Annotated in this window: 23 protein-coding genes; 11 read left to right on the top strand and 12 right to left on the bottom strand. The window is 71.8% G+C overall.

What is annotated here, in order from left to right; translation table 11 throughout:
- Positions 1-15: 15 nt before the first annotated feature.
- From QSK37_RS19190 to QSK37_RS19160, 7 genes are all read right to left on the bottom strand, one after another.
- A complete protein-coding gene (locus tag QSK37_RS19190) occupies positions 16-933 on the bottom strand; it encodes a transketolase family protein (protein WP_285622820.1) in 918 nt (305 codons plus the stop codon).
- Positions 930-1,781, bottom strand: a complete 852-nt coding sequence (locus QSK37_RS19185; protein WP_285622817.1) for a transketolase — start codon at positions 1,779-1,781, stop codon at positions 930-932. Before QSK37_RS19185 ends, QSK37_RS19190 begins: the two co-directional genes overlap by 4 nt.
- On the bottom strand, positions 1,771-5,751 hold the full coding sequence (locus QSK37_RS19180; protein WP_285622815.1) for a type I polyketide synthase: 3,981 nt from the start codon (positions 5,749-5,751) through the stop codon (positions 1,771-1,773). The genes QSK37_RS19185 and QSK37_RS19180 overlap by 11 nt, the downstream gene beginning before the upstream one ends.
- Positions 5,751-6,806, bottom strand: coding sequence for a ketoacyl-ACP synthase III family protein (locus QSK37_RS19175; RefSeq protein ID WP_285622813.1), 1,056 nt, complete (start codon positions 6,804-6,806; stop codon positions 5,751-5,753). Before QSK37_RS19175 ends, QSK37_RS19180 begins: the two co-directional genes overlap by 1 nt.
- 41 nt (positions 6,807-6,847) lie before the next feature.
- Positions 6,848-7,897, bottom strand: coding sequence for a ketoacyl-ACP synthase III family protein (locus QSK37_RS19170; RefSeq protein WP_285622811.1), 1,050 nt, complete (start codon positions 7,895-7,897; stop codon positions 6,848-6,850).
- A 64-nt stretch (positions 7,898-7,961) separates the two neighbouring features.
- On the bottom strand, positions 7,962-8,834 hold the full coding sequence (locus QSK37_RS19165) for a phytanoyl-CoA dioxygenase family protein (protein WP_285622810.1): 873 nt from the start codon (positions 8,832-8,834) through the stop codon (positions 7,962-7,964).
- Positions 8,835-8,876: 42 nt separating this feature from the next.
- The gene (locus QSK37_RS19160; protein ID WP_349497972.1) at positions 8,877-10,502 is read right to left on the bottom strand and encodes an FAD-dependent monooxygenase; all 1,626 of its coding nucleotides are present in this window, start codon (positions 10,500-10,502) and stop codon (positions 8,877-8,879) included.
- A gap of 168 nt (positions 10,503-10,670) precedes the next feature.
- Between QSK37_RS19160 and QSK37_RS19155 the strand changes: the two genes are divergently transcribed.
- The gene (locus tag QSK37_RS19155) at positions 10,671-11,888 is read left to right on the top strand and encodes a cytochrome P450 (RefSeq protein WP_285622805.1); all 1,218 of its coding nucleotides are present in this window, start codon (positions 10,671-10,673) and stop codon (positions 11,886-11,888) included.
- Positions 11,889-11,896: 8 nt separating this feature from the next.
- Entirely contained in the window at positions 11,897-12,850 is a 954-nt protein-coding gene (locus tag QSK37_RS19150; protein WP_285622803.1) for an aldo/keto reductase, read from the top strand.
- A 3-nt stretch (positions 12,851-12,853) separates the two neighbouring features.
- On the opposite strand, the gene QSK37_RS19145 is transcribed toward QSK37_RS19150, so the two are convergent.
- The gene (locus QSK37_RS19145; RefSeq protein WP_285622800.1) at positions 12,854-14,059 is read right to left on the bottom strand and encodes a cytochrome P450; all 1,206 of its coding nucleotides are present in this window, start codon (positions 14,057-14,059) and stop codon (positions 12,854-12,856) included.
- A gap of 254 nt (positions 14,060-14,313) precedes the next feature.
- On the opposite strand from QSK37_RS19145, the gene QSK37_RS19140 reads away from it, so the two are divergent.
- The 4 genes from QSK37_RS19140 (at position 14,314) to QSK37_RS19125 (ending at position 16,311) form a co-directional block, all read left to right on the top strand.
- On the top strand, positions 14,314-14,796 hold the full coding sequence (locus QSK37_RS19140) for a fluoride efflux transporter FluC (protein WP_285622796.1): 483 nt from the start codon (positions 14,314-14,316) through the stop codon (positions 14,794-14,796).
- Complete coding sequence (locus QSK37_RS19135) at positions 14,793-15,140, top strand: DUF190 domain-containing protein (protein ID WP_285622793.1); 348 nt, start codon at positions 14,793-14,795, stop codon at positions 15,138-15,140. Before QSK37_RS19140 ends, QSK37_RS19135 begins: the two co-directional genes overlap by 4 nt.
- Positions 15,137-15,514, top strand: coding sequence for a fluoride efflux transporter CrcB (gene crcB, locus QSK37_RS19130; RefSeq protein ID WP_285622791.1), 378 nt, complete (start codon positions 15,137-15,139; stop codon positions 15,512-15,514). The genes QSK37_RS19135 and crcB overlap by 4 nt, the downstream gene beginning before the upstream one ends.
- A gap of 374 nt (positions 15,515-15,888) precedes the next feature.
- Positions 15,889-16,311: an STAS domain-containing protein gene (locus QSK37_RS19125; RefSeq protein WP_285622790.1), complete on the top strand. Its 423-nt coding sequence runs from the start codon at positions 15,889-15,891 to the stop codon at positions 16,309-16,311.
- Between the two features lie 32 nt (positions 16,312-16,343).
- Here QSK37_RS19125 and QSK37_RS19120 read toward each other — a convergent pair whose 3' ends face one another.
- On the bottom strand, positions 16,344-16,544 hold the full coding sequence (locus QSK37_RS19120) for a hypothetical protein (RefSeq protein ID WP_285622788.1): 201 nt from the start codon (positions 16,542-16,544) through the stop codon (positions 16,344-16,346).
- Positions 16,545-16,629: 85 nt separating this feature from the next.
- The gene (locus QSK37_RS19115; RefSeq protein WP_285622786.1) at positions 16,630-17,877 is read right to left on the bottom strand and encodes a phospholipase D-like domain-containing protein; all 1,248 of its coding nucleotides are present in this window, start codon (positions 17,875-17,877) and stop codon (positions 16,630-16,632) included.
- A 217-nt stretch (positions 17,878-18,094) separates the two neighbouring features.
- Between QSK37_RS19115 and QSK37_RS19110 the strand changes: the two genes are divergently transcribed.
- On the top strand, positions 18,095-19,639 hold the full coding sequence (locus QSK37_RS19110; protein ID WP_285622784.1) for an MFS transporter: 1,545 nt from the start codon (positions 18,095-18,097) through the stop codon (positions 19,637-19,639).
- A gap of 542 nt (positions 19,640-20,181) precedes the next feature.
- Here the strand turns inward: QSK37_RS19110 and QSK37_RS19105 are convergent.
- Entirely contained in the window at positions 20,182-20,724 is a 543-nt protein-coding gene (locus QSK37_RS19105) for a TetR/AcrR family transcriptional regulator (RefSeq protein WP_285622781.1), read from the bottom strand.
- 204 nt (positions 20,725-20,928) lie between these two features.
- Here QSK37_RS19105 and QSK37_RS19100 point away from each other — a divergent pair, with 204 nt between their 5' ends.
- Entirely contained in the window at positions 20,929-21,771 is an 843-nt protein-coding gene (locus QSK37_RS19100; RefSeq protein WP_285622778.1) for an oxidoreductase, read from the top strand.
- A gap of 195 nt (positions 21,772-21,966) precedes the next feature.
- Here the strand turns inward: QSK37_RS19100 and QSK37_RS19095 are convergent, their stop codons facing one another.
- On the bottom strand, positions 21,967-22,824 hold the full coding sequence (locus QSK37_RS19095; protein ID WP_285622776.1) for a LysR family transcriptional regulator: 858 nt from the start codon (positions 22,822-22,824) through the stop codon (positions 21,967-21,969).
- A 75-nt stretch (positions 22,825-22,899) separates the two neighbouring features.
- On the opposite strand from QSK37_RS19095, the gene QSK37_RS19090 reads away from it, so the two are divergent.
- The 3 genes from QSK37_RS19090 to QSK37_RS19080 are packed head-to-tail and all read left to right on the top strand — an operon-like array spanning position 22,900 to position 24,594.
- On the top strand, positions 22,900-23,460 hold the full coding sequence (locus QSK37_RS19090; RefSeq protein WP_285622773.1) for a cysteine dioxygenase family protein: 561 nt from the start codon (positions 22,900-22,902) through the stop codon (positions 23,458-23,460).
- Entirely contained in the window at positions 23,457-23,957 is a 501-nt protein-coding gene (locus QSK37_RS19085) for a pyridoxamine 5'-phosphate oxidase family protein (protein ID WP_285622770.1), read from the top strand. Before QSK37_RS19090 ends, QSK37_RS19085 begins: the two co-directional genes overlap by 4 nt.
- 49 nt (positions 23,958-24,006) lie before the next feature.
- The gene (locus QSK37_RS19080) at positions 24,007-24,594 is read left to right on the top strand and encodes a dihydrofolate reductase family protein (protein ID WP_285622767.1); all 588 of its coding nucleotides are present in this window, start codon (positions 24,007-24,009) and stop codon (positions 24,592-24,594) included.
- Positions 24,595-24,829: the final 235 nt, after the last annotated feature.

Genomic DNA, 24,829 nt, shown 5'->3' with positions numbered 1-24,829 from the left:
TCGGCCACGGCGGGCTCACCTCGCGGCCTCCCGTACGAAGGCGGCGATCCCCGCCGCGTCCAGCCGGTACCGGCGGTAGAGCTCCTCGGGCGGGCCCGCCTGCCCGTAGTCCGGCACCGCCAGCACGTCGAAGCGGGGCCGGTCCGGCAGGCCCAGCACGATCCGGCCGATCTCGTCGGCGAGGCCGCCGACGCGATAGTGGTCCTCGACGACGACCGCCCGGCGGTGCGCCCCGGCCAGCCGTGCCACCGCCGCGCGGTCCACCGGCAACGACGACACGTTGACCACGGTGGGAGTGATCCCGTCCACGGCGAGCCGGCCGGCCGCCTCCACCGCGACCGGCACCGTACCGCCCATCGCGAAGACGACCACGTCGCCGCCCTCGCGGACCACGTGCGGGACCCCGAACCGGAACCGGTACCCGTCCGCGTGCACCTCCGGCTGCGGCTGCCGGCACAGCCGCAGGTAACTCGGGTGCCGGTCGGTCGCCAGGTGCTCCATCATCTGCCAGACCTCGGCGCCGTCGGCGGGCTGGAACACCCGGACGTTCGGCAGGGTGCGCATCAGCGCCACGTCCCGCAGCCCCATCTGGGTCGGCCCGTCCCGCCCGATCGCCAGCCCGGCGTGGGTGCCGACCAGGACCACGCCCGCGTCGTTGAGCCCCACCGACTGGAAGATCTCCAGGAACTTGCCGGTCAGGAAGTGGCCGAAGCTGGCGACGAACGGCCGGAACCCCTCCTGCGCCAGCCCGGCGGCCACGCCGATGGCGTTGGCCTCCGCGATGCCGCACTCGAAGAACCGGTCCGGGAACTCCTCCTTGAACGGCAGCGTCCGTGTCGCCTTGGCGAGGTCGCAGTTCACCACCACCACGTGGTCGTACTCGCGGGCGATCTCCACCAGCGCGGCCCCGAACCAGTCCCGTGTGGAGCTCATGCGCCGCACTCGAGAAGGGTTTCGAGGTAGTCGACGGCGGCCGCGTACTCCGCCGGAGAGGGGAGGTCGCTGTGGCTGCCGTCCAGCAGGACCCGTCCGGGGCCGAGCCTGCCCTTGCGCGTGTGGGCGATGATCACCGACGGCCGGCCGGGGTCGCGCCGCCGCAGGGCGTCGCGCAGTTCCCCGTGGTCGTGGCCGTCCACCTGGGCGACGTCCCAGCCGAACGCGCGTAGTTTGTCCGGCAGCGGGCGCAGCGGCAGGGTGTCGCCGACCGTCCCGTCGCTCTGGCTGTCGTTGTGGTCGATGATGGCCACCAGGCCGGAGAGCCGGTTCGCGCCCGCGTACAGGAACGCCTCCCACACCTGTCCCTCCTGGCATTCGCCGTCGCCGAGCAGGCAGTACACGGTGGAGTCCCGGCCGTGCAGCCGGCGGGCCACGGCCCGGCCGACGGCCACCGACAGGCCCTGGCCGAGCGCGCCGGTGCTGACGTCCACCAGCCCGAGCCGCGTACGGTCCGGGTGCCCCTGCAGCCGGCTGTCCAGCGCCCGCAGCGTGCCGACCTCCTCGGCGGGCAGGTCGCCGCCGACGATCAGGGCGGCGTACCAGGCGGGCGCCGCGTGGCCCTTCGACAGGACGAACACGTCGCCGGACCGGTCCGCGCTCCAGTCCATCCGGTCGAACCGCAGCACGCTGATGATGTCGGCGCACGACAGCGACGAGCCGGCGTGCCCGGAACCCGCGCGATGGATCATCTCCAGGAGCACGAGCCGGCATCGCGTCGCGAGCCGCGCGATCCGGGCCGGGTCGGCGTGCTCGGCCGGACCGGCGACCACTCCCTCACCCCGCATCGGCGCCCCCGTTCCCGTTCGCGGCGGGCACCGGGCCGGCCACCAGCCCCGCGATGTAGTCGGAGACGGCGGCGATGGTCGGCTGCCGCCACAGCAACGTCGTCGGCAGCGAGCACCGGAACCGTTTCTCCAGCCTGCGCCGGACCACCACGGTGAGCACCGAGTCCAGCCCCTGCTCGACCAGCGGGCGGTGCGGCGACAGGTCGGCGGGGGCCAGCCGCATCTCCCTGGCGACCTGCGCGCCGACCTCCTCGATCAGGAACGCGCGCAGCTCCTCCGGCGGCAGGTCGGCGAACGAGTCGGCGGGCCGCTCGCCGTCGGCGCCGTTCTCCCCGGGGGCCGGCGCGTCGATCACCGGGTACCGCAGTCCGGACAGCCAGGCGACGACGGCGCCGGCGTCGTCGGTGACCCGGACCTGCACGGTGTCGGCCCGTTCGGGGTCGAGCCACACCTCGATGTCCACCGCGTCCGGCGGCTCTCCCACGATGACGAGCCGGTCGACGTGGGTCACCATGCGCAGCAGCGGGTCGCCGGGGAACGCGCTCGGCGCCACCGACATCGCCGCGTCCAGCACGGACGCCCAGGCACCGGGCGCGGCGCCACCCGCCGGAAGCGCGCCGTCGGCGGGGAGCGCGCCGTCGGCCGGGGGAGTGGCGTCCGCTGGGGGCGCGCCGTCAGGCGCGGTGCCACCCGCTGAGAGTGCGCCGTCGACGGGGAGCGCGCCGTTGCCCGGGGGAGTGGCGTCCGCCGGGAGCGCGCCGTCGGCGGGGAGCGTGCCGTCGGCCGGGGGAGTGGCGTCCGCCGGGGGCGTGTCGCCGGGCGGTCCGCACCGTACGCGGGCGCGCAGCGCGCCGTGGCCGAGCAGCAGTTCCTCGACACTCCAGTCGAACCCGGTGCCGGGCACGCCGACGGCGGCCAGCCGGTGCGTGACCGTGCCGGGGTCGGCCGGCGTGAGCGGCTGCGCCGGGGGCTCCGGCGCCTCGCCCGGCGCGGCGGGGACCGTGGCGGTGGCGATCATCTGCCAGGCGGCGTCCGGCTCGCCGGCGAGGCGGACGGCCAGCCGCAGCGCGGTTCCGTCCCGTACGACCTGCACCTCGCGGCGGTCGGCGGTCAGCAGCGGCGCGGACATCGTCACCTCGCCGAGCGCCCGGCCGCCGGAGGCGGCGAAGAACGTCGCCGCCAGCACGGCGGCGGGCACGATCTCCACTCCCTCGATCGCGTGACTGCCGGGATAGGGCCGGGTCTGGTCGTCCAGGGCGGTCCGCCAGAGCCGGACGTCGGTGCCCGCCAGGTCGACGCCGTCGCCGAGCAGCGTGTGCGCGTCCGGGTCGTGGCCGCGCCCGCCGGTGTCCGGGGCCGACGGCGCGCGCCAGTGCCTGCGGCGCTGCCACGGGTACGAGGGGAGCACGACCGGCCCGCCGGACGGCTGCAACCGGTGCCAGTCCACGCCGAGGCCGGCGCAGTGCGCCGCCGCCACGCCGGTGAGAAGGGCGGCCCGCGTGGGCCGGTTCCGGCGCAGCGAGGAGCCGACGAACACCTCCTCGTGCCCCTCCGCGCTCAGCGTCTCCAGCACCGAGTGCGTGACGACCGGGTGCGGGGAGATCTCCACGAACGCGCGGTAGCCGTCGGCCGCGGCCGCCGCGACCGCGCCGGCCAGGCGTACCGGCCGGCGCAGGTTGGCCGCCCAGTACGCGCCGTCGAAGCCCGGCGCCGCCCGTGGATCCTCCAGCGCCGTCGAGTAGACGCGGACGCCGGGGACGGCGGGGGTCAGGTCGGCCGCGGCGGCGGTGAGCTCGGCCAGCAGCGGATCCATCTGCGGTCCGTGGAACGCCACGTCCGAGGCGACCCGGCGGGCCGGAATCCCCTCGTCGAGCCAGCCGAGCAGCACCTCGGCCACGGCGTCCGGTTCGCCGGAGACGACCGTCGAGCCGGGCGACGAGGCGATCGCGGCGACCACGTCGGTACGGCCCGCCAGCAGCCGCGCCGCCTCGGCGAACGGCAGCTGCACCATGGCCATCGCGCCGCGGCCGGCGACCCGCCGCAGCAGCCGCGACCGCCGGCAGATCAGCCGGGCGCCGTCGAGGCGGCTCAGCGCCCCGGCCGTCACCGCGGCGGCGATCTCGCCGACCGAATGGCCGATCACCGCGTGCGGACGCACCCCGTACCCGCGCCACAGCTCGACCAGCCCGAGCTGCATAGCGAAGATCATCGTCTGGATCCGGTCCACCTCGGTCAGCGCGCCCTCGGTGAGCGCCTCTCGCGGCGAGAAGCCGATCTCGGCGGCGAACACCGGTTCCAGCTCGTCGATCACGGCGGCGAACGCCGGTTCGGACGCCAGCAGCTCGCGGCCCATCCCGGCCCACTGCGAGCCGTGCCCGGAGAACACGAACACCGGGCCGGGACCGGCGTCGTCGAGCACCCGTCCGGTGGTCACCGCGTCGTTCGGCGCGCCGGCGGCCAGGGCGCGCAGCCCACCGGCCAGGGCGGCGGGATCCTCGGCCGCCACCACCGCCCGGTACGGCAGGTGCGCCCGGCGCAGCGCGAGCGTGTGCCCGACACTCGCCGCCGGCAGGCCGCCGACGACACCGGCGAGGCCGGCGGCGGCCTGCCGCAACGCCGCCCGCGACGCGGCGGACACCGGATACAGCCGCCCGGCGGTCCCCTCGGCGGGCGGCGCCTGCTCCGGCGCCTGCTCGAGGACGACGTGCGCGACCGTGCCGCCGTAGCCGAAGGCGGACACCGCGGCGCGGCGCGGGTGCCCGGAGCCGGGCCACGGCGTCGGCGCGTCGACCACGCGCAGCCTCGCGCCCGCCCAGTCGACGGCCGGAGTCGGCGTGCCGAGCCGGCTCGGCGGCAACTCGCCGCGGTCGAGCGCCAGGACGGCCTTGACCAGGCCGGCGATGCCGGCGGCGCCCTCGAGATGGCCGATGTTCGACTTGGCCGAGCCGATCAGGCACGGCCGCTCCGCCGGCCGGCCCGCCCCGTACACGGCGCCCAGCGCGGCGGCCTCCAGGGGGTCGCCGACCGCGGTGCCGGTGCCGTGCGCCTCGACGTAGCCGACGGTGCCCGGTTCGACGCCCGCCTGCCGCAGCGCGCGGCGCATCACGTGTTCCTGGGCCTGGCCGCACGGCGCCATGATGCCCACGGTGCGACCGTCCTGGTTGACAGCGCTGCCGAGGACGGTCGCGAGGATTCGGTCCCCGTCGCGTACGGCGTCGGTGAGCCGTTTGAGCACCACGACCGCGGCGCCCTCGCCCCGCCCGTACCCGTCGGCGGCGGCGTCGAACGACTTGCTCCGCCCGTCCGGGGCGAGCGTGCCCGCGGCGTCGAGGGTCAGCGTCTCGCCGGGGGAGAGGATGAGGTTGACCCCGCCGGCCAGCGCCACGTCGGTCTCCCCGGCGCGCAGGGCCTGCACGGCCAGGTGGACGGCGACCAGCGACGCCGAGCACGCGGTGTCCACCGCCATGCTCGGGCCGCGCAGGTCCAGCGCGTACGAGACACGGTTGGCCACGGCGCAGGTGGCGGAGCCGATCCCGGTCCACGCCTCGATGTCGGGCAGGTCCTCCAGCAGCCGGTGCCCGTAGTCGCCGGTGCAGACGCCCACGTACACCCCCGCGTCGGTGCCGGCCAGCGCGTCCGGCGACACCCCGGCGTGCTCCAGCGCCTCCCACGCGGTCTCCATCACGAGGCGCTGCTGCGGGTCCATCAGCTCGGCCTCGCGCGGGGAGAGCCCGAAGAACTCCGCGTCGAAGTCGGCCACCCCGTCCACGAAGCCGCCGCGCGGCACGGTACGGCGGACCGCCGCCGCGTACGACGGGCCACGGTCGGCGTAGTCGCGCCAGCGGTCGGCGGGCGCCGGTCCGCTGGCGTCCCGCCCCTCGCGGAGCAGGTTCCAGTACGCGTCCGCCGAGTCGGCGCCGCCGGGCAGGCGGCAGCCGATCCCGATCACCGCGATCGCCGGCCGGTCCATCAGGCATCGCCTCCCCGCGTCCGTGACCACACGGGCGACTCGAGAATCTCCACGACGGCGGCCGAGATGGTCACGCCGGGTCCGTACGCGAACATCAGCAGGTGGTCGCCCGGCCCCAGTTCGCCGCCGCGGACCAGGTGCTCCAGCGCGACGATCTGGTCGCTGGCCCCGCAGTGGCCGAGGGTCCGGCCGAACTCCCAGGTCGACCGGGACGCCGGGATGCCCAGCCGGTGCTCGCAGATCTGGTCGGCGATCTCCTGAGAGGTGTTCATGCAGGCCACCCGGGTGACGTCGCCGGCCTTGATCCCGGCCTCGGAGAGGGACTGGTCGATCACCTCGGCCATCCGTTCGTCCAGGGTGACCAGCACCCCGGTCCCGTCGCCCTCCACGACCGCACGCCGCCGGAACACGTCGTTGTGCGCCGCGAAGTCCACGGTGCGTCCCTCGGTGACGCCGGGCGGGAACAGCGGCTCGGCGCAGCGGTGCATCTCCTCGGCCTGCGACACGGACGCGGTGCACACCGACGCCAGCCGGGCGAACCCCCCTTCGGTGTCCAGCACGACGGCACTGGCGGCGTCACCGGCGACGGCCCCGGGCAGCATCCGCCACCGGTCCACCAGCGGAGTGCCGTAGTTGTCGGCGGTGACCAGGAGCGCGGCCCGGTGCCCGCCCCGCAGGTAGCTCGCGGCCAGCTCCAGCGCGGTGAACATGCCGTTGCAGCCCTGCTTGAGCTGGGTGGACAGCACACCGTCGCCGACCAGGTGGCGCTGCACGTATGACTGCGGCGGCCAGCCCTCCGGGCCCTGGTGCCAGGTCGAGGTGTACAGCAGCAGGTCCAGCTCGGTGGGGGACCGTCCGCTGCGGGCCACCGCGGTCCGCGCCGCGCGGAGCGCCATCTCCGGCGCCGGAACGTCACCGGCCACCGCGACCGAGACGAGCCCGTGCAGCTCGACCTCCTCGGCCGTGTACCGGCCCGCCGCCACGGCGTCGTCCACGCCCACCGTCGCGGGCACGTACGACCCGACGCCGCTGATGTACATGTCCGCCGTCTCCATACCGCCTCCTGGACCGCTCCAAGTCGATGTGCACCGCTCGCTCATGCGGGACCGCCGGAGGCGTACTCCGGCGGGACGTCGAGGATGCGGAGTACGGCGCAGGCCATGGTGGTGCCGGCGCCGAGCCCGACGAGCAGCACGTGGTCGCCGGCGGCCAGCGCACCGACGGTCAGCAGGTGGTCGAGGGCGACGAACTGGTCGCTGACCCCGAGGTGCCCGATCCCGGCGCCGTAGTCCCAGGTGGTGTCGGCCATGGTCAGCCCGAGCCAGTTGACCCCGCGGTTCTCCAGGTCGTCCCAGCGCCCGTGGGGGAAGGCCACGCGCGCCACCTCGTCGAGCGTGATCTCCGCCTCCGTGAGCGTGCGGTCGACCAGCTCCAGCAGCGTCTTCTGGATCGCCAGCATGACCTCGGCGCCGTCCCCGGCGATCAGCCGCTTGCGGAACTCCCGGTTACGCGCGGCGAAGTCCAGCGGCCGGCCCACGGTGGCGTCCGGCGGGAACATCGGCACGCCGCCGTCGTTGACCGCCTCGGCCTCCGGGAGCACGGTCACGTTGATCGACCGCAGCTCGGCGAACCCGGTGTCGGTGGTGACCAGCAGCGCGCACCCGGCGTCGCCCATCACGGCGCCCTCGATCATCCGCCAGCGGTCGACCAGCGGGGTGCCGTGATTGTCGGCGCCGACCAGCAGGGCGGTGCCGCCCGGCCGCAGGTACCCGGCGGTGAGCTGCAGCGCGCTGAACAGCCCGCAGCAGCCCTGCCGCAGCTCGACGGCCAGCACGTCGCCGCCGACCAGGTGCTGCTGCAGGTAGTACTGCGGCTCCCAGCCCTCCGGCCCCTGGTGCCAGACGTCGGAGTACAGCATGAGGTCCAGCTCGCGCGGTGACAGGTCGCCGGAGCGCTCGAACGCCTGCCGGGCGGCCCGCAGCGCCAGTTCCGGCGCCGGTACGTCACCGGCCACGGCCGCGCCGCCGAGACGGAAGTACTCCACCTCGTCGGCCGGGTAGCGGCCCTCGGCGACGGCCGTCTCGATGCCCACCACCGGTGGGAGATGGACGCCGATACTGCGCAGGTACAAGTCGGGAGTACGCATCTGTCCCTCCTTCAATGCGGGCATGCCGCGGTACGGGGCGCGGTGGGGCCGTAAGGCGCGGGCCTCACCGCGTGTCGGACGTCGCGGCCGGGCCCGGGGACCCGTCGCGGAGCAGCAGCATCGGATCGTTCAGCTCGTGCAGTCCGCACATCGGCGGGCAGGCCTCATAGCCGAGGAGCCGCTGGATGTCCTCGGGGTAGCCGCGGACCACCTCCAGCGGCACGGACAGGTACTGGTTCTCCTCCTGCCGGAGGTTGCCGAGGTCGTAGGCGTACGACAGGCCGGTGCGGGGGCCGTCGGAGGCGTTGACGCCGGCGCCGTGGTACGTGCTGCCGAGCCACAGCAGTGCGGAACCGGCCCGCATCTCGGCGGGGACCGCCTCCTCGTCGCGGGGCGCCCGCTCGTCGTCCCACCGGTGGCTCCCGGGGATCACACGGGTGGCGCCGTTGCGCGCGGTGAACTCGCTCGCGGCGACCATGACCTGCACCCGGCTCTCCGGGCCCGGATGGGTACGGAGGTGGGCCGTGTCGTCGCGGTGCAGCCCCTGGAGCGCCACCCCGGGCCAGATCTGGATCGCCCGCGAGATGCCCAGCTGAATCGTCGGGACGAACTCGACGCGCTGCTCGCCGAGCCAGGCCTTCACCGGGCGCTGCAGGAAGTGCCGCGCCGCGCCGAGGAAGTGCGGCTGGCGCATGATCGCCACCGACCGCGCGCTCCGGCGCACCAGCCCCGGCAGGATCCGGGTCTTCTCGCCGACCAGGCGTCCGTCGCCGTCCGCCTGGCGCTCCAGATCCGTATCCAGGTCCGCCCACAGGCCGCGGAGCGTGCCCGCGTCGACGAAGTCCTCGATGATCACTGCTCCGTCGCGGTCGACCACGTCGACGGCCTCGTCGACCGAGCTCGTCGCGGGCAGCGTGGTCAGCATGGGATCACTCACTCCGGCCTCCGGGAGCGTGGTCGGTCCAGGTCGGTCAAATCGTCAGGCGGTCCCGGCCGGCGGGCCGAACCAGCGGGCGAGGGCGTCCGGGAGCGACGCCGGGTCGGCGGGCGTGCTCCAGGCGACGAAGCCGTCCGGCCGGATCAGCAGGGCGTCCGCCGGGGCCTCGTCGCACTCGGCGGTGATCACGTCGACCCGGTCGGACCAGGGCTCGGCGAGCGCCCGCAGCCCGGATCCGGCGGTCAGGTCGAGCAGCAGGGCCCGCCCGTCGCGTTGCAGTTCCGCGACCCGCACGGTGCCGTCGGCGCGCCGCAGCCGCAGGTCCGGGCTGTAGCGCCCGACCAGCGGACCGGTCAGTGACGGGTCGCCCATGTCGTAGCCGATGTGCAGGTCGTCGACCAGGGAGGTGAGCTGCCGGTTCGCCTCGTCGCGGAGCAGCAGTTCGGTGAAGAGCCGGCGCAACGCGTCGACGTGAGGTCCGGGCCGCATCAACGCGATGGACGCGCGCTGGATCTCCAGCGTCTGCGCGCCGACCGGATGCCGCTCGGAGGTGTAGGTGTCGAGCAGGTCCTCGCCGCACCAGCCGCGCGCGACCGCGGCGAGCTTCCAGCCGACGTTGACGGCGTCGCCCAGGCCGAGCCGCAGCCCCGGACCGCTCCAATGCGAGTGGACGTGCGCCGCGTCGCCGACGAGCAGCACCCGCCCGCTGCGGTACGTCTCGGCCTGCCGCGCGTTGTCGGTGAACCGGGTGATCTTCTTGACCTCGGTGACCGTCACCTTGGTGCCGCTGAGCCGGCGCAGCGCACCCTGGAACTCCTCGGCGGTGATGGGCGCGTCCCGATTCTCCGGCGGGCCGTCGAATTCGAGGGTGATGAACCGGGGCGGTCCCTCCTCGTACACCAGGAGCCCGCCGTCCTTACGGAACCATCCGGGCAGGTGAAAGTCGAGGTCGTCGATCTCGGCGAAGGCGCGGTAGCCGGTGGTGATGCCGTCCGTTCCCGGAAAGGCGACGCCGGACAGCTTACGGACCATGCTCCGGCCGCCGTCGCAACCGGCGAGCCATTCCGCCTCCAGCCGATACGGCCCGTCCGGGCCGTCGACGTCGAGACGCACCCGGTCGTCGTCCTGGGTGAACCCGGTGACGGTGTGGCCGCGCCGTACCTCGACGCCGAGCTCCGCCGCGCGCCGCGCCAGATCCTGCTCCAGCAGTTGCTGGGGCACCAGCAGGTCGGGGGACTCCGGGCGGAGCAGGAACATGCTGGCGAAGTGCCGCGCGCCCGGGAACGCCTTGGGGTGCAGGCTGTCGGGGCGCCGCTCACCTGCGGCGATGCGGGCCTGCTGCTCGGTGGTCGGCGGCGTGATGGGAGTCTCGGCGACCCCGATCATGAGCCCGCGGCGGTCCATGATGTCGACCGCCCGCCCGGTGATGCCCTCGGCCTTCGGTCGCCATTCGATCTCGGGAAGTCGTTCGAACACCACCACCGGAACGCCGTGGAGCGCCACCTCGCACGCGAGCATGAGCCCCACCGGCCCGCCACCGACAACAGCGACCTGCGCATCCCGAAAAGCCATTAACACCTCTGCTGGAAATAAACAATGAGACTGCTGGAAGATTCGTCGGAGACGGTGTGAAGGGTCGTCGGCGTGCCAATCACAGACCGGCAGCAATTGCGCACCCTGCGCGTTGACGGACGTGTCCGTTCGGTCAGCGCCGATGCTAATCGGGCAGTCCAGAAATGACTAGTGGTGTCATTTTTGCGATTTCTCATGCATAATCTTCGCGCTGTGATCATCGGCGTGCCGGGGCGACCCGGCGCCCAGGCGGGAGGTTGCCGGATGAGCGACGGTCGGATGGCGCAGCCGTTGGAGACCGACCGCCCGACCCCCTTCGATCCCCCCGTGGAGCTGCGGAGACGAGCCTCGCTCAGCCGGCTGGCCTACCCCGACGGTCACGTCGGCTGGGTGGCCACCGGCTACGGCGTCACCCGGGCCATCCTGGCGGACCCGCGCTTCAGCACCCGGCGCGAGCTGCTGCACCAGCCGGTCGGGAACGAGCGCGCGCACGAGCGGCCGACTCCGGCGGAGCCGGGCATCTTCCCGCACATGGACCCGCCCGAGCACACCCGGTACCGCCGCCTGCTGAGCCGCCACTTCGGGCCCCGGCGCGTCGCCGAGCTGACGCCCGCGATCCGGCGGTACACCGCGGAGGCGCTCGACCGCATGGCGGACGGCGGGTCGCCCGCCGACCTCGTCGCCGCGTTCGCCGTGCCGGTTCCGGCGCTGGTGATCTGCGAGCTGCTGGGCGTACCGCCGGAGGACCGGCACGCGATCCAGGCGGCGACCGCGGTGATGAACGACCTGGAATCGACCCCCGAGCGGGCGGTCGAGGCCGTCCTGTCGATCACCGGAACGGTGCGCGGCCTCCTCACCCGCCTGCGCGGCCGGTCCACCACGCCGGAGGACGGGCTGCTGGCGCACGCCGTGGCGACCGGCGACCTCAGCGACGACGAGCTCACCAACCTCGGGATGGTGCTGCTGGCCACCGGCCACCTGCCCACGTCGAGCATGCTCGCGCTCGGGACGTTCGTGCTGCTGACCGAACCGGCCGAGCGGGCCCGGCTGACCGCGGACCCCGGACTCGCCGAGCCGGCGGTCGAGGAACTGCTGCGCTACCTGTCGATCCTGCAGTTCGACGTACGGCGCACCGCGCTGGTCGACGTCGAGATCGGCGGCCATGTCATCGCGGCGGGTGAGACGGTGGTGCTGGCGCTGCCGGTGGCGAACCGGGATCCGGGACGCTTTCCCGACCCGGACACGCTGGACGTGGCACGCTCCGCGACCGGGCACCTGGCGTTCGGGCATGGTATCCACCAGTGTCTCGGGCAGCATCTCGCGCGCGCCGAGCTCCGCATCGCGCTGACCGCGCTCTTCGAGCGCTTCGCGGACCTGCGCCTGGCCGTTCCGGCGGCCGAGGTGCCGACCCGCGAACGTATGGCGGTGTACGGAGTGGACCGGCTGCCGGTCGCCTGGGGCGCCGTACCGGCCGAGGGATAGGGAGGATCATGCGCTACAGGACCTTGGGCGACTCGGGCCTTCGGGTGTCGGTGGTCGGGCTGGGCTGCAACAACATCGGTGCGCGCATCGACGTCACCCGTACCCGGGAGGTGGTGGACGCGGCGATCGACGAGGGGGTCACGCTCTTCGACACCGCCGAGTCGTACGGCGCGTCGCCGGGCGCCTCCGAGGAACTCCTCGGCGAGGTGCTGGCCGGCCGGCGCGACAAGGTCGTGCTGGCCACCAAGTTCGGCAGCCGCGGGAAACGCCCCGACTACGGGCAGGGCGAGGCGCACGGAGCGCTCGGCGGCCGGTCGTACATCCGGCGGGCGGTGGAGGGGTCGCTGAGCCGGCTGCGCACCGACCACATCGACCTCTACCAGTACCACTTTCCCGACGGCGTCACTCCGATCGAGGAGACCCTCGACGCGCTGACCGAGCTGGTGCGCGAGGGCAAGGTGCGCTACATCGGCAGCTCCAACCTCAGCGGCTGGCAGATCGCCGAGGCCGCGCACGTCGCCCGCGCGCGAGGCCGCGCGTCGTTCGTGTCGGCGCAGAACCACTGGTCGCTGCTGGACCGGAACGCCGAGCGCGAGGTGGTCCCGGCGGCCCTGCACTACGGGGTCGGCGTGCTGCCGTACTTCCCGCTGGCCCACGGGCTGCTGACGGGCAAGGTGCGACGCGGGCAGGAGCCCCCGGCCGGAAGCCGGCTCGCCGAGCGCTCCCAGCTCATCACGCCGGAGCGGCTGGACCGGGTGGAGGCGCTGACGTCCTGGGCGGAGAAGCACGGCCGGTCGCTCCTGGACGTGGCCATCGGCGCGCTGGCCGCGCTGCCCGGCTGCGGTTCGGTGATCGCCGGTGCGACCCACCCGGACCAGGTACGGGCCAATGTGGCCGCCGGCGACTGGGCGCCGACCGCCGAGGAACTGGCCGAGATCACCGCGCTGGTGCCGCTCGGCTGACGCTCACCAGGTGACGGGCATGGCGTGCAGCCCGAACAGGCCGGAGTCGTAGGCGAAGGGCAGCGCGTCGAGCCCGGCCGCCAGGCGCAGTGTCGGCATCCGGGCCAGCAGGGTGCCGTAGGCGATCTCCAGCACGGCGCGGGCCAGGTTGTGGCCGACGCACTGGTGCACCCCGTGGCCGAAGGCGAGATGGTGGTGCGCGGACCGGTGGACGTCGAACTCGTCGGGGTTCTCGAACGCCCGCTCGTCCCGGTTGGCGGAGGCGGCCAGCACCGTCAGCCGGTCGCCGGCGCGGATCCGCACCCCGCCGATGTCGAGGTCGTCCGCCGCCGCCCGGTCGAAGCTGACCCAGTCCTGCACCGAGTGGAAGCGCAGCAGTTCCTCGGTCGCACCCGGCAGCAGGCCCGGATCGGCGCGCAACGCCGCGAGCTGCGCCGGGTGCTCCAGGAGCGTCACCACGCCCAGCGAGATCATGTTCGCCGGCGACTCGTAGCCCGCGAGCAGCAGCAGGAACCCGATGTTGATCAGCGCGTCGGCGGTCAGCTCCCCGGTGGGCAGGTGCCGGCCGGCCAGCCGCCCGATGAGGCCGTCGTGTGGCGCGTGCTCGGCGCGGCGGATCAGCTCGCCCAGGTAGCCGCGCAGGTCACGGGACGCCTGGGGCGCTCTCGGGTCGATGCTCATCACGCTCAGCATCCGGAGCCGTGACTCGAAGAACTCATGATCGGCGACCGGGACGCCGAGCAGCTCGCAGACCACGCGCGCCGGGACGGGGCGCGCGAACGACTCGACGAGGTCGGCGGACGGCCCGGCCTCCAGCATGGTGTCGATCGCCGCGTCGACGATGCGCTGGACGCGCGGCCGCATGGCGGCCACCGGGCGGGCGCCCAGCTCCGAGATCAGCAACCGCCGGTACCGGCTGTGCTCGGGCGGGTCCATGTCGATGAAGAAGCCCTCGTCGGGCCGATCGTCGTCGGGCCCCCGCGGGCGTTCGGGCCGTCCGGTGTCCGAGCTGATCCGCGGGTCGCTGAGGATCTGCCGCGCCTCGGCGTGCCGGGTGACCGCCCAGACCGGCGCGCCGTTGGGAAGCACGGCACGGACGAGCGGCCCGTCGGCGCGCATCCGCCGATATTCGGCCGGTGGAGCGAACGGGCAGGTCCGCTCCATCGGGAAGGCCGGTGAAGCGAGCATGTCGTGCTCGGATGGGCTCATCGCGGTTCTCCCTCGGCGCGCGCTCCAGGATGCCGCCGCGCCGTGGGCCGTGTCCAGAGGCCGACGAGGCGGTGGCGATCATGCGTCGGGAGCGAGTGCCGGTATCCTGAACCTGCGGGGCCGAGTGGCCCCCGCGCGGCGGTGGGGCCTGCCGTACCCGAACCGCGGCACTCGTGTCGCCAACGGTCCCTGCTTGTGACAGCACACGCCCGCGCACTCACGTGGGCGTCTCGCGAGTAGGGAGATCGGTACGCATGACGGCACCCGACAACCGGGTCCACGAGCCCATCGATCCTGACATCGACCTGAGGATGCGCGCGCGGCGACATGAGCTGACACGCGGCCAGGCGCCCGTGGTGGCGGTCGTCGCGGCCGGCGGCGCGCTCGGCGCGGCCGCCCGCTACGGCGCCGGGCTGATCTGGCCGACCGCGCCGGGGACCTTTCCGTGGACCACGCTGGGGATCAACGCGCTCGGCTGCGCGATCATCGGCGTGTTCATGGTGGTCATCACCGACGGATGGTCGGTCCACCGGCTGGTACGGCCGTTCGTCGGCACCGGCGTCCTGGGCGGTTTCACCACCTTCTCCACCTACGCCGTCGACATCTCTCACCTCATCGACGCCGGCCGCGCGCGTACCGCGCTCGGCTACCTCGCGCTGACCCTCGTCGTGGCACTCGGCGCGGTGTGGGCGGCGGCGGCCACCACACGTCGTCTGATCGCAAGGAGACGGTCATGACACGCCTTCACGGTTCGGCACTACGCCTGACGATCTTCATCGGGGAGAGCGACCAGTGGCATCACAAGCCCCTGTTCACCGAGATCGTGCACCGCGCGCACAAGGCCGGCCTGGCCGGCGCGACCGTCATCCGGGGGTGCGAGGGCTTCGGGGCCTCGTCCCTGATCCACACCAGCCGGCTGCTGTCGCTGAGTGAGGACCTGCCGATCGTCGTCATCATCGTCGACGCCGAGCCGCGCATCCGGGACTTCCTCCCCGAGCTGGACGAACTGGTGACCGAGGGTCTGGTGGTACTGGACGAGGTCGAGGTGCTGCGCTACACCGGGCGCGAGGAGCCGCGGTGAACTGGCTGCTCGTGATCGTCGGCGCCATGGCCGGGGCGCCTCTGCGTTACCTCGCCGACCGGGCCGTCCAGACCCGCCACGACGCCCTCTTCCCCTGGGGGACCTTCACCGTCAACGTCGCCGGCTCTCTGATCCTGGGGTTGCTGGCCGGCGCGGTCACGTACCACGCGGCCCCGGCCGGCGTGCAGCTGCTCCTCGGCACCGGCCTGTGCGGCGCCCTGACCACCTACTCCACCTTCTCCTACGAGACGCTGCGGCTGGCCGAGACCGGCGCGAGGTTCTTCGCCGCCGCCAACGTCATCGCCAGCGTCGTCGCGGGGCTGGGAGCGGCCTTCACCGGCACCGCCATCGCCGAAGCGCTCTGGGCCCACTGACGCGGCCCGCGACGCCTCCGCGCGAGGGAGCGGTCCTCGGGCCGCCGCAGAATCTTGTCCCATGCGTTACCGCAGGTCACAGCCCTTCCTGTGACTCACAAGGGTCGTGTTCCGTGACTTGTCAACTCGCCCATGGGAGCGATAGACAGTTGGGAGCCGGTGGTTTCGACACCACGTCATCGAGCGATAGACCGCCGCAGGCCCGACCGGCTCGCGGCTCGCACATCATCCACACCTGACATTGCATCCTGGGCCAACGATCGGCCGGTGTTTCCCCGGAACGCCTGCGCGATCGCATCGGCGGTACTTTCCCCCACCGCGGAGCACCGGCCCGGGCAGGCAGCCACCGGCATCGGCGAGGAAGGGGGAACCTCATGGTCGCGGACAAGATTCCGCCGCTGTTCTCGGCGTCATCGCGTCACACCGGTCCATGTCCGGTGCTGGAGGTGGCCGGCGAGATCGACCTGGCCACCGCGCCCTGGCTGCAGGACCACCTGATCGAGGTCATCAACTCCCAGGACGGGTCGGCCGACCTCATCCTGGACATGACGAAGGTGGAGTTCTGCGACGCCAGCGGCCTGCGCGTCCTGGTGAGCGCCCAGCGGTGGATCCGGCAGCGCGGAGGACGGCTCCGCGTGATCTGCCCCGAAGGCCCACTCCTGCGCATCCTGCGCATCACCACGCTGACCCGCCTGCTGTCCGTCCACCCGACCATCGAAGACGCCCTCGCCGAGTCCCCGCCGTGCGGCACCGCACCGGGCACCCGGTCGCCGGCGGTACGCACCGGGGCGGGATGAATTTTTCCGGCTGATCCGCCCGCTGTCCGTCTTCAGGGGGCGTCCGGCTGGTGTGTGGGCGCCCAGAGTCGGTCGGCGTCGCCGGCGGCGAGCCGGCCTCGGTAGACGTCGATCTTGTGGTCGATGAGCTGGAGGTGCCGCTGGATCTCCGCGAGTCTGGTGAGTACCTCGGCGATGGTCACGCCCGCCGGGGGAATGGAGGCGGTCTCCGGCTGTGAATCGACTTCGAGCACGCTCTAAATCCTAGCGTCGCGTCTCGGCGGCGCCGGTCGCGCGTGCGCCGCGTCCTCACCTCCGGGCCGCCCGCGCGGCCGTGCGTCAGCTGTCTTCGGCCTGGAGCGGGTCGATCGGGATCGTGGGCAGCTCGCCCAGGGCGCGCTGTTTCGCCGTGGCGGCCGAGAGGGCGGCGATCTCGTCGTTGAAGTTGCCCAGATAGGCCGCGTACGCGCTCGAACTCGTCAGCTTCATGTCCGTCTCGTCGTTGTGGTAAAGCGCGTTGGTCGTGTAATTCGCCGAGCCGGTCATCACGATCTGCCGTCCGCTGACGCCGTCGTAGCGGCCGTTGATCAGCAGGTACTTGTTGTGCGTGTAGTACGAGGCGTAGCCGTCGGCGTTCGTACCCTGAGTCGTGTCCCGTACGTCGACCTTTGATTTGGCCAGCGTCGACCGGACGCCCGAGGAGACCTGGTCCTTGGTATAGATGACGGCGACCTTGCATCCCTTCGACGCCATGCTCGCCAGCTGTTTCGCGACCGCGACCCGGTTGTCGCTCCACTGGTACATCGCGATGCGGACCTGGGTGGCATAGGTCTTCGAGCAGGTGACGAGCTTCAGCATGCCCAGGATCGTGTCACTGGCGCCGCTCGCCTTCGGCCAGTAGTACGCCTTGGGATTGGAGCCGTACGTCCAGTAGTAGTTCGTCTTGTGGGTTCCCGCCGAGCCCTTCGACATGTCGGTGAAGTTCTTCACGTAGGCGTCGTACAGGCCACTGTTGCCGACAATGGTGTAGCTGTTGTTCCAGGTCACCTCGGCCTGGATCGCCGTCGGGTTCGCGCTGGTCAGCGTCACGGTCGGCTTGCCGCCGCCAGAGAACAGAAAGAACTTGGTGTGCAGCCAGGAAACCGGCTTGCCGCCCGAATAATGGTGCGCCATGCACCCGCCGTAGCACAGGGCGGCGTAACTGCTCGCGCTCTTGGTGCTGACCTTGCTGCCGAGCTCGGCGACGAGACGGTTCCAGAGGCTGTTCTTCGCGTGCTGGTCCATGAGGACCTTCACGTGAACGCCGCGTTTGTGCGCGGCGATCAGGGCGTTGGCGACCTCGTCCAGGTCCATGCTGTAGACCGCGACCCGGATGACCGACCCCTTCGGGGCGGCGGCGATATCGGTCTCGATCTGCTGCATGATGGCGTACTGCTGACTGTGCGTGCCCTCGGGGTCATTGAAAATCGCCCCGGCCCGCGGCGCGAACGCCGCGTCGGCCTCGCCGGCGGTCCAATAGCCGAGGCCGGTGGCTACGAGGCCGGTACTCGCGAGCAGTGCGACGCTGCGTCTCTTCCAGTCGGTCATGCATTCCCCCTCAAAGCCGCCGCGACTCTACCTAGACGGACAGTAGGGGCAACAGCCCTTACCGAGGCAATCCACTCGTGAATTAACAGCCAGTTAACTTTCGCTGACTCGATCGTCCGCCAGGTTGGGGAGCCGGCCGCCGTCATGGCGGTCTCCCCCTTTTGGGGGTAACCTCCTTTTGGTAGTTACCTCTGATCGTCGACAGTGAGGAACCTCCATGACTGGCGCCGGTGGACGCAAGTGGTGGGCCCTGGCCGCCGTCAACCTGTGCGTGCTGGTGGTGACCCTGGACGGCACCGTCCTGTCGGTGGCGTTGCCGGAGCTGGCGAAGGCGCTCTCGGCCACGGAGTCGGGCCTGCAGTGGTTCCTGTCCGGCTACCTGCTGACTCTCGCGGCCGGTGTGCTCCCGGCCGGCCTGGCCGGGGACAGGTGGGGCCGGAAGAAGGTGATGCTCGTGTCACTGGCGGCCTTCGGGGCCGGATCGGTGCTGTGCGCCTACGCGCCCTCTCCGGGCATCTTCCTGACCGCGCGGTTGCTCATGGGGTTCGCGGGCTCCGGCATCACGGTCATGGCGATGTCGGCGCTGACCGTCCTGTTCGACGACCGTGAGCGGGGTGCGGCGGTGGGCGTGTACGAGGTCGCCAACTTCCTGGCCCTCCCGGCCGGACCGATCCTCGGCGGCTGGATGCTGACGCACCTGTGGTGGGGCTGGGTGTTCCTGATCAACGTTCCGGTCGTCGCCGTCGGGCTGATCGTCGGCACCGTCCTGGTGCCGGAATCACGTGCCACCAAGCGTCCCGACCTCGACCTGACCGGGATGATCTCGTCGGTCATCGGGCTCGTGGTGCTGACGTACGGCCTGATCGAAGCGGGTGAGCGCGGCTGGAGTGCGGCCGTCACGCTGACGACGACCGCTGGCGGCATCGCGATACTGGGCGGATTCTTCGCCTGGGAGCGGCGGCTCGGCGGCCGGGACGGCATGCCGATGGTCGATCCCGCGCTGTTCCGGTCCAGGGCGTTCTCCTGGGGAGCCGGCCTGAGCGGGATGGCGGGGCTGTGCGTGGCGGGGCTGCTGTTCAGCATGCCGCAGTACTTCCAGGCGGTGCAGGGGGCCGACGCCATGGAGTCGGGCCTCAAGATGCTTCCCTTCGTCATCGGCCTCGTCCTCGGCGCCCTGCCCGCCGGCCCGCTCGCGAAGGCCGCCGGCGCGAGGCTCACCATCGCGCTGGGCTTCGTGCTGGCCGGTGTGGGTGCTGGGATCGGCGCCGTCACCAGCGCCGTCTCGGCCACCGCGTTCGTCGTGATCTGGATGGCGGTGCTGTGCGCGGGTGTCGGGCTGGCCCTGACCGCCACGACGTCGGTCGCGCTGTCCGAACTGTCCGTTGAGCGCAGCGGGATCGGCTCCGCGGTGGTCCAGACGTTCCAGAAGACCTGCGCTCCGCTCGGCAGCGCCGTCATGGGAAGCGTGCTCGCCGCGTCGTATCAGGCGCGCCTGGGCCACGCCGGCCTTCCGGTCGGCGCCGCTCCGGAGATCCGCCACAGCGTCTTCAGCGGACTGGCCATCGCCGATCGGCTTGGCTCGCTCTCGCTCGAGCGCAGGATCCGGGACGCCTTCGCGTACGGCCTGGACGTCTCGCTGCTGGCCACGGCCGGCATCGCCCTCACCGGCCTCATCCTGACCTTGACGTTCGCACCCCGGACCAGACCCGCCGGGCATGCCGGGGCGACGATCCCGGATGGCGCCCATGCGGGCAGAAGCTGACCGCCCTGGGTCTCTCTCGCGGGGGTGTGCCGGAGCCCACCGGCCGCGTACGCGGAGATGATCGCCGAGGTCCCGCTCGTACGGTCAGGTGTGAGGGAGAGGAACGGTCAGGCCTACGGCCCGCTGATTCGTCAGGCGGGCGGCCGGTCTGTGGATGCTGAGGCCGGTAACGGGCGCGTTCGTCTGTGCGGCGAGGTTGTGGTCGTACGGATGGGGCGGCCGGTTCGCGGTCGCCGAGGTCGGCAGCGGGGCGTATTCGCGCGCGTTCGCCTGTACGGCCGGGCCATGGCCGTGCGGGCGGGGTGATGCCGTCTCGGTGGCGTACTTCGCGACCGCGACGATCGTGCCGGGCCCGGCGCCCGCCGTGTGGAGCCACCCGGCGACGGGACTCCGCCGACCGCTCCATCCCGACCGTGCGCCGCGACGCGGCTGCCCGCGCGGCCGGCGCGCGCCAGGTCGGCGATCACCTCCGCGCGCGGCGACGCCACAGTGACTTCGCGCGGGCGCCGTGTGGAGGTGATGGTCGTTCCGCGGGGCGCGGATCAGTGCGCGCCGACACCGCTCAGCAGCGTGTCGACCACCACGTCGGCGGCCTGTGCGGCACTCAGCTCGGGCAGGTTCTCCGCGGCGCGCCGTATCAGCGGTGGCAGGAGCGAACTCACCCAGCCGGGCGGCAGGTCGGACCGCAGCAGCCCCTCCTCGGTAGCGCGCCGCAAGAAGGCGTCGACCTCATCGATCAGGCGCTGACGGCGCTCGCGGATCGTCTCCTCGGTGAGCAGGAGGCTCGTCTCCACCGGCCATTTGCGGTTGACCGCGACGATGCCCTCCACGTAACGGTGCAGCGCGACCGCGGGCGGGGCCTCGCGCAGCCTGGCGGCCTCGATGGCCTCCTCGACCGCGTCGTACCGGACCTTGTACACGGCGGCCAGGAGTTCCTCGCGGGAGGAGAAGCGGCGGTAGACGGTGCGCCGGTCCACTCCGGCGGCCGCGGCGATGGAGGCGATGCTCGCCGAGGGGTCGTCGGCGAGCAGGCGGGCCCCCGTGCGCAGGACGAGTTCCAGGTTGCGTGTCGCGTCTGCTCTCACCCGGCTCAAGATACCTGTTCGTGCAGCAGATGAAGGGTTTTTCGCCACACTTTGGGAGACTATACCTATCCAAATGCTACCCATATGAGGCAACTAGAGCTCAATCGTGTAGCACATCGCTGATCACTTGGCTCGCCAACGAGGTAACTCTGATCGTAAGTGCTACTCTGTAGAGACAGTTGACCGGATGTGGAGGAGCGGAACATGGCTAGGACATGGTTGATCACCGGGGCGTCGCGTGGTTTCGGCCGCCGTCTGACCGAGGCGGTCCTGGAGGTGGGGGACCAGGTCGTCGCCACCGCGCGACGGCCGGAGCAGTTGGACGACCTGTCGGCCCGGTACGGTGAGCGGATTCGGGCGGTCGCACTGGACGTCACCGACGCCGCCGCGGCCTCCGGTGCGGTGAAGGAGGCCACCGAGGCCTTCGGCCGCCTCGATGTGGTCGTCAACAACGCGGGCTACGCCAACAGCGCGCCGATCGAGGAGATGGCGGAAGACGACTTCCGCGCCCAGATCGAGACCAACCTCTTCGGAGTCGTGAACGTGACACGGGCCGCGCTGCCCGTCCTGCGCGCCCAGCGGTCGGGGACCTTCGTGCAGTTCTCCTCCATCGGGGGACGCGTCGGCGGCACGCCTGGGATGGGCGCGTACCAGACCGCGAAGTTCGCGGTCGAGGGCTTCTCCGAGGTGCTCGCCAGCGAGGTCGCACCGTTCGGCGTGAAGGTGGTCATCGTCGAGCCGGGCGCGTTCCGTACCGACTGGCAGGGCTCGTCCATGCGAATCCCGCCCGTCGGACCCGACTACGAGGAGACGGTGGGCGCCATCAACCGCTATCGGCGGGCCAGCGACGGCACCCAGCCAGGCGACCCGTCCCGCGCCGCCAAAATCATCATCGACGTGGTCGCGGCCGACGACCCGCCACGACGCCTCATCCTCGGCGGCGGCGCCGTCACGCTCGCGCGGGAGGCCGCGGAGGCCCGCGCCGCCGAGACCGAGAAGTGGGCCGACGTGAGTCGCTCCGCCGACTATCCGGCGGAGGAACGCTAGCCCGTCCCCGTCGGCGTACCCGCAGCGATGCGGAGGCGAGTACGCGTACTCGTGCCGAGACCGTGGTCGTTTCCGACGAGCGTGAGGCGAGTCATGCCGCACAGTGTGGGGACCGAAATAATTCTCACCTCAGGCGGGTCGCCATAGGTGGCCGCCTCACTCGACATGCCGCTCGGACCGGCCGATCCGCCGGTGCTATGCGATGGTCTTGAGGATCTTGATCAGCGCGGTGGTCGCGGGTGGGTCCGGCGGCTCGCCGTAGGTCGCGGCGAAGATCTGCCGTGTGTTGCCGGTGATCTCGGTGGCGTGGATCCCCGGCGTACGGTGGGCTTCGAGTGCGAGCCCGGGGAGGGTGGCGACGCCCATGCCGGCCGCCACGAGCGACTGGACCACGACCATGTCGTCGCTGAAGTAGGAGATCCGCGGGGTGAAGCCGGCACGCTCACAGGCGTCGACCATCGCCGCGCGACAGCGTTCGCACCCGCCGACCCAGGCGGAGTCGCGGTGGTCTTCCAGGCGCTGGTCCGGCTTCTGGCTGATCAAGTAGAGCGGATCGTCCAGCAGGTGGGTCAACCGGAGACCCTCCGCCTCGTCCGGGGTGTCGGAGTGCCGGAAGACCAGGGCGATGTCGACGTGCCCGGCGCGCAGCATCCGCAGTGCCTCGACCGCGTGCACGTCGGTGAGGATCAGCTCGATGCCCGGGTACGACGCGGACAGCTCGGCCGCCGCCTTGGGGACGATCGTGCTGAGGACCGTCTGGAAGCCGGCGACGCGGACCCGTCCGGCCCGGAGCCCGACCTGGGTGGCCAGCTCCACGGAGGCCGCGTCCACGCGTCCGATGATCTCTCTGGCCCGCCGGGCGAGGAGCTCGCCCTCGGGGGTGAGCCGGATGCCGCGGACCACGCGCTGGACGAGCCGGGCTCCGGTCGCGGCCTCCAGCCGCCGGAGGTGGTGGCTGACCGAGGGCTGGGAGTAGTGCAGTTCCTTGGCCGCCTCGGTCACCGACCCGTGGCGGGCGACGGCCTCCAGCACTCGCAGGTGCGTCAGGTTCATAAATCAACATTCTCTATGCGAAGTCGATGTTTTTGGCATTGGACGTCATGAAACAGGACCGGGAGCATCGTCGTCATGACGGAGCAGCTCAGTTCGCCACCGATGGTGGCTTCCGGCGTCGACTCGCCGCCCAGGCCCGGCCTGGCCGAACTCGTCGCGCGTATCCGGCCACGCGCCCGACGGCGCGCCGATCCGCGGACCATCGCGCAGCAGGTGGCCGACGTACTCGAGGAGACGATGCCGAGCGTCGACCTGCTCACCGCGGCCGAGCGCGCCGGCTCGCCCGACGGCTACACCCGGCACACCCTGCATACCGAGGCGACGTTCTCGGTGTCCGCCGTGGTGTGGAGACCGGGCCAGGTGACGGACATCCACGACCACCTGGTGTGGTGCTCATTCGTGGTGCTGCAGGGCACCGAGACCGAGACCCTGTACGACATCGACGGCGACCGGCTGGTCGAGATCGGCGAGCGACGGCGGCCCGCCGGCTCGGTCACCGGCGTCGCCCCACCCGACGACATCCACCGGGTCCGCAACACCGGTGACACGACCGCGATCACGCTTCACGTGTACGGCGCGGACCTCAGCAGCGGCACCAGCGTGCGCCGTACCTACGCGTTGAAGGACGACCGGTGAAGCCGGACGAGATCAGCGAGGTTCTGAACCGGCCGATCAGCCAGGAACTGCTGGCCCGCGACGTGACCCGCCTGGCCTACGTCGCCAAGGACGGCACGCCCCGCAACATCCCGATCGCGTTCGCCTGGAACGGCTCCCAGGTGGTCATGTGCACCGCGAAGAACGCCCCGAAGCTGACGGCCCTGCGTCACAACCCGGCGGTCGCCCTGACGATCGACACCGAGGTGCACCCACCCACGATCTTGCTCATCCGCGGTCAGGCCGAGCTGGACTTCGTCGATGGAATCCCGGACGAGTATCTCCAGGAGACCAGTTCGTACGAGATGACGCCCGAGCAACGGGTCGAGTGGGAGGCCGGCGTCCGCTCGCTCTATCACGACGGCATGGTCCGGATCGTCGTGACCCCGACGTGGGCGAAGCTGATCGACTTCGAGACGACCCTCCCGAGCGCGGTCGAGGAACTGATCCGGCAGCAGGAAGAACGTCGACGCGGCTGACGGATCGCCAGGATGGCCTCCGCAGACGAGATACTGAGGTGTACGAGAAATGACATTTGCTGCAGTCGGCGCCACGCGGAAACTCGTGGTCCAGCAGTGGGTTACCGTCGACAACATCGCGGCGGAGGAGGACGGCGGGCTCAGCTTCGTTTCGGGGGAGCCCTTTTCCGAGAAGAGCGACCCGGCGTTCAAGGCGAGCGTGATGGGGTTCATCGACTCGGTCGACACGATGATCCTCGGCGCGAACACCTACGCCCAGTCCAAGGACTACTGGCCCTACGCCGACGAACAGGGCGAGTACGGCGAGAAGCTCAACAACCTCACCAAGTTCGTCGTCTCCTCGAAGCTGGACAAGGCCCCCTGGGGCGACTTTCCCGCCGCGACCGTGACACGCGACCCGGTCGCCACCATCCGGGAGCTCAAGGCGCAGAGCGGCAAGGACATCTGGCTGTGGGGAAGCTTGACGCTCATGCGCTCCCTGCTGGACGCCGGCGTCGTCGACGAAGTCCAGATGCGAGTCTGCCCGGCGTCCCGGGGCAGGGGAACGCGCGTTTTCGAGGATCGGCAAGACCTGAAGCTGGTCGAGGCGACCCCGTTCGAGAACGGTGTGGCGCTTCTGCGCTACGAGATCAGGTAATAGGCGAAGCCCTTTCGGAGAGTTGGACGCCGGTGATGCCGCTCGTCGGGCATCGGCCGGCGTTCGCTCTTCCGCTACCGGCCGTCCCGACGGTGAGCGGGTCACCTGTACCTTCGTTCAGCCGGAAAGCCCGGCGTCGAGCCGGCCCAGCTCGGCGAGGCGAGCGAAGTCCGGCAGCTGCGACATCTCGACCGGATCACCGGAGGATACGGTCAGCGGCATCGGCAGATACGCA

Origin of the sequence: Actinoallomurus iriomotensis, from assembly GCF_030269445.1 — a bacterium.
Classification (GTDB): domain Bacteria; phylum Actinomycetota; class Actinomycetes; order Streptosporangiales; family Streptosporangiaceae; genus Actinoallomurus; species Actinoallomurus iriomotensis.
The sequence above is the reverse complement of the archived record's forward strand: the minus strand, read 5'-3'. Positions and strand labels throughout refer to the sequence as shown.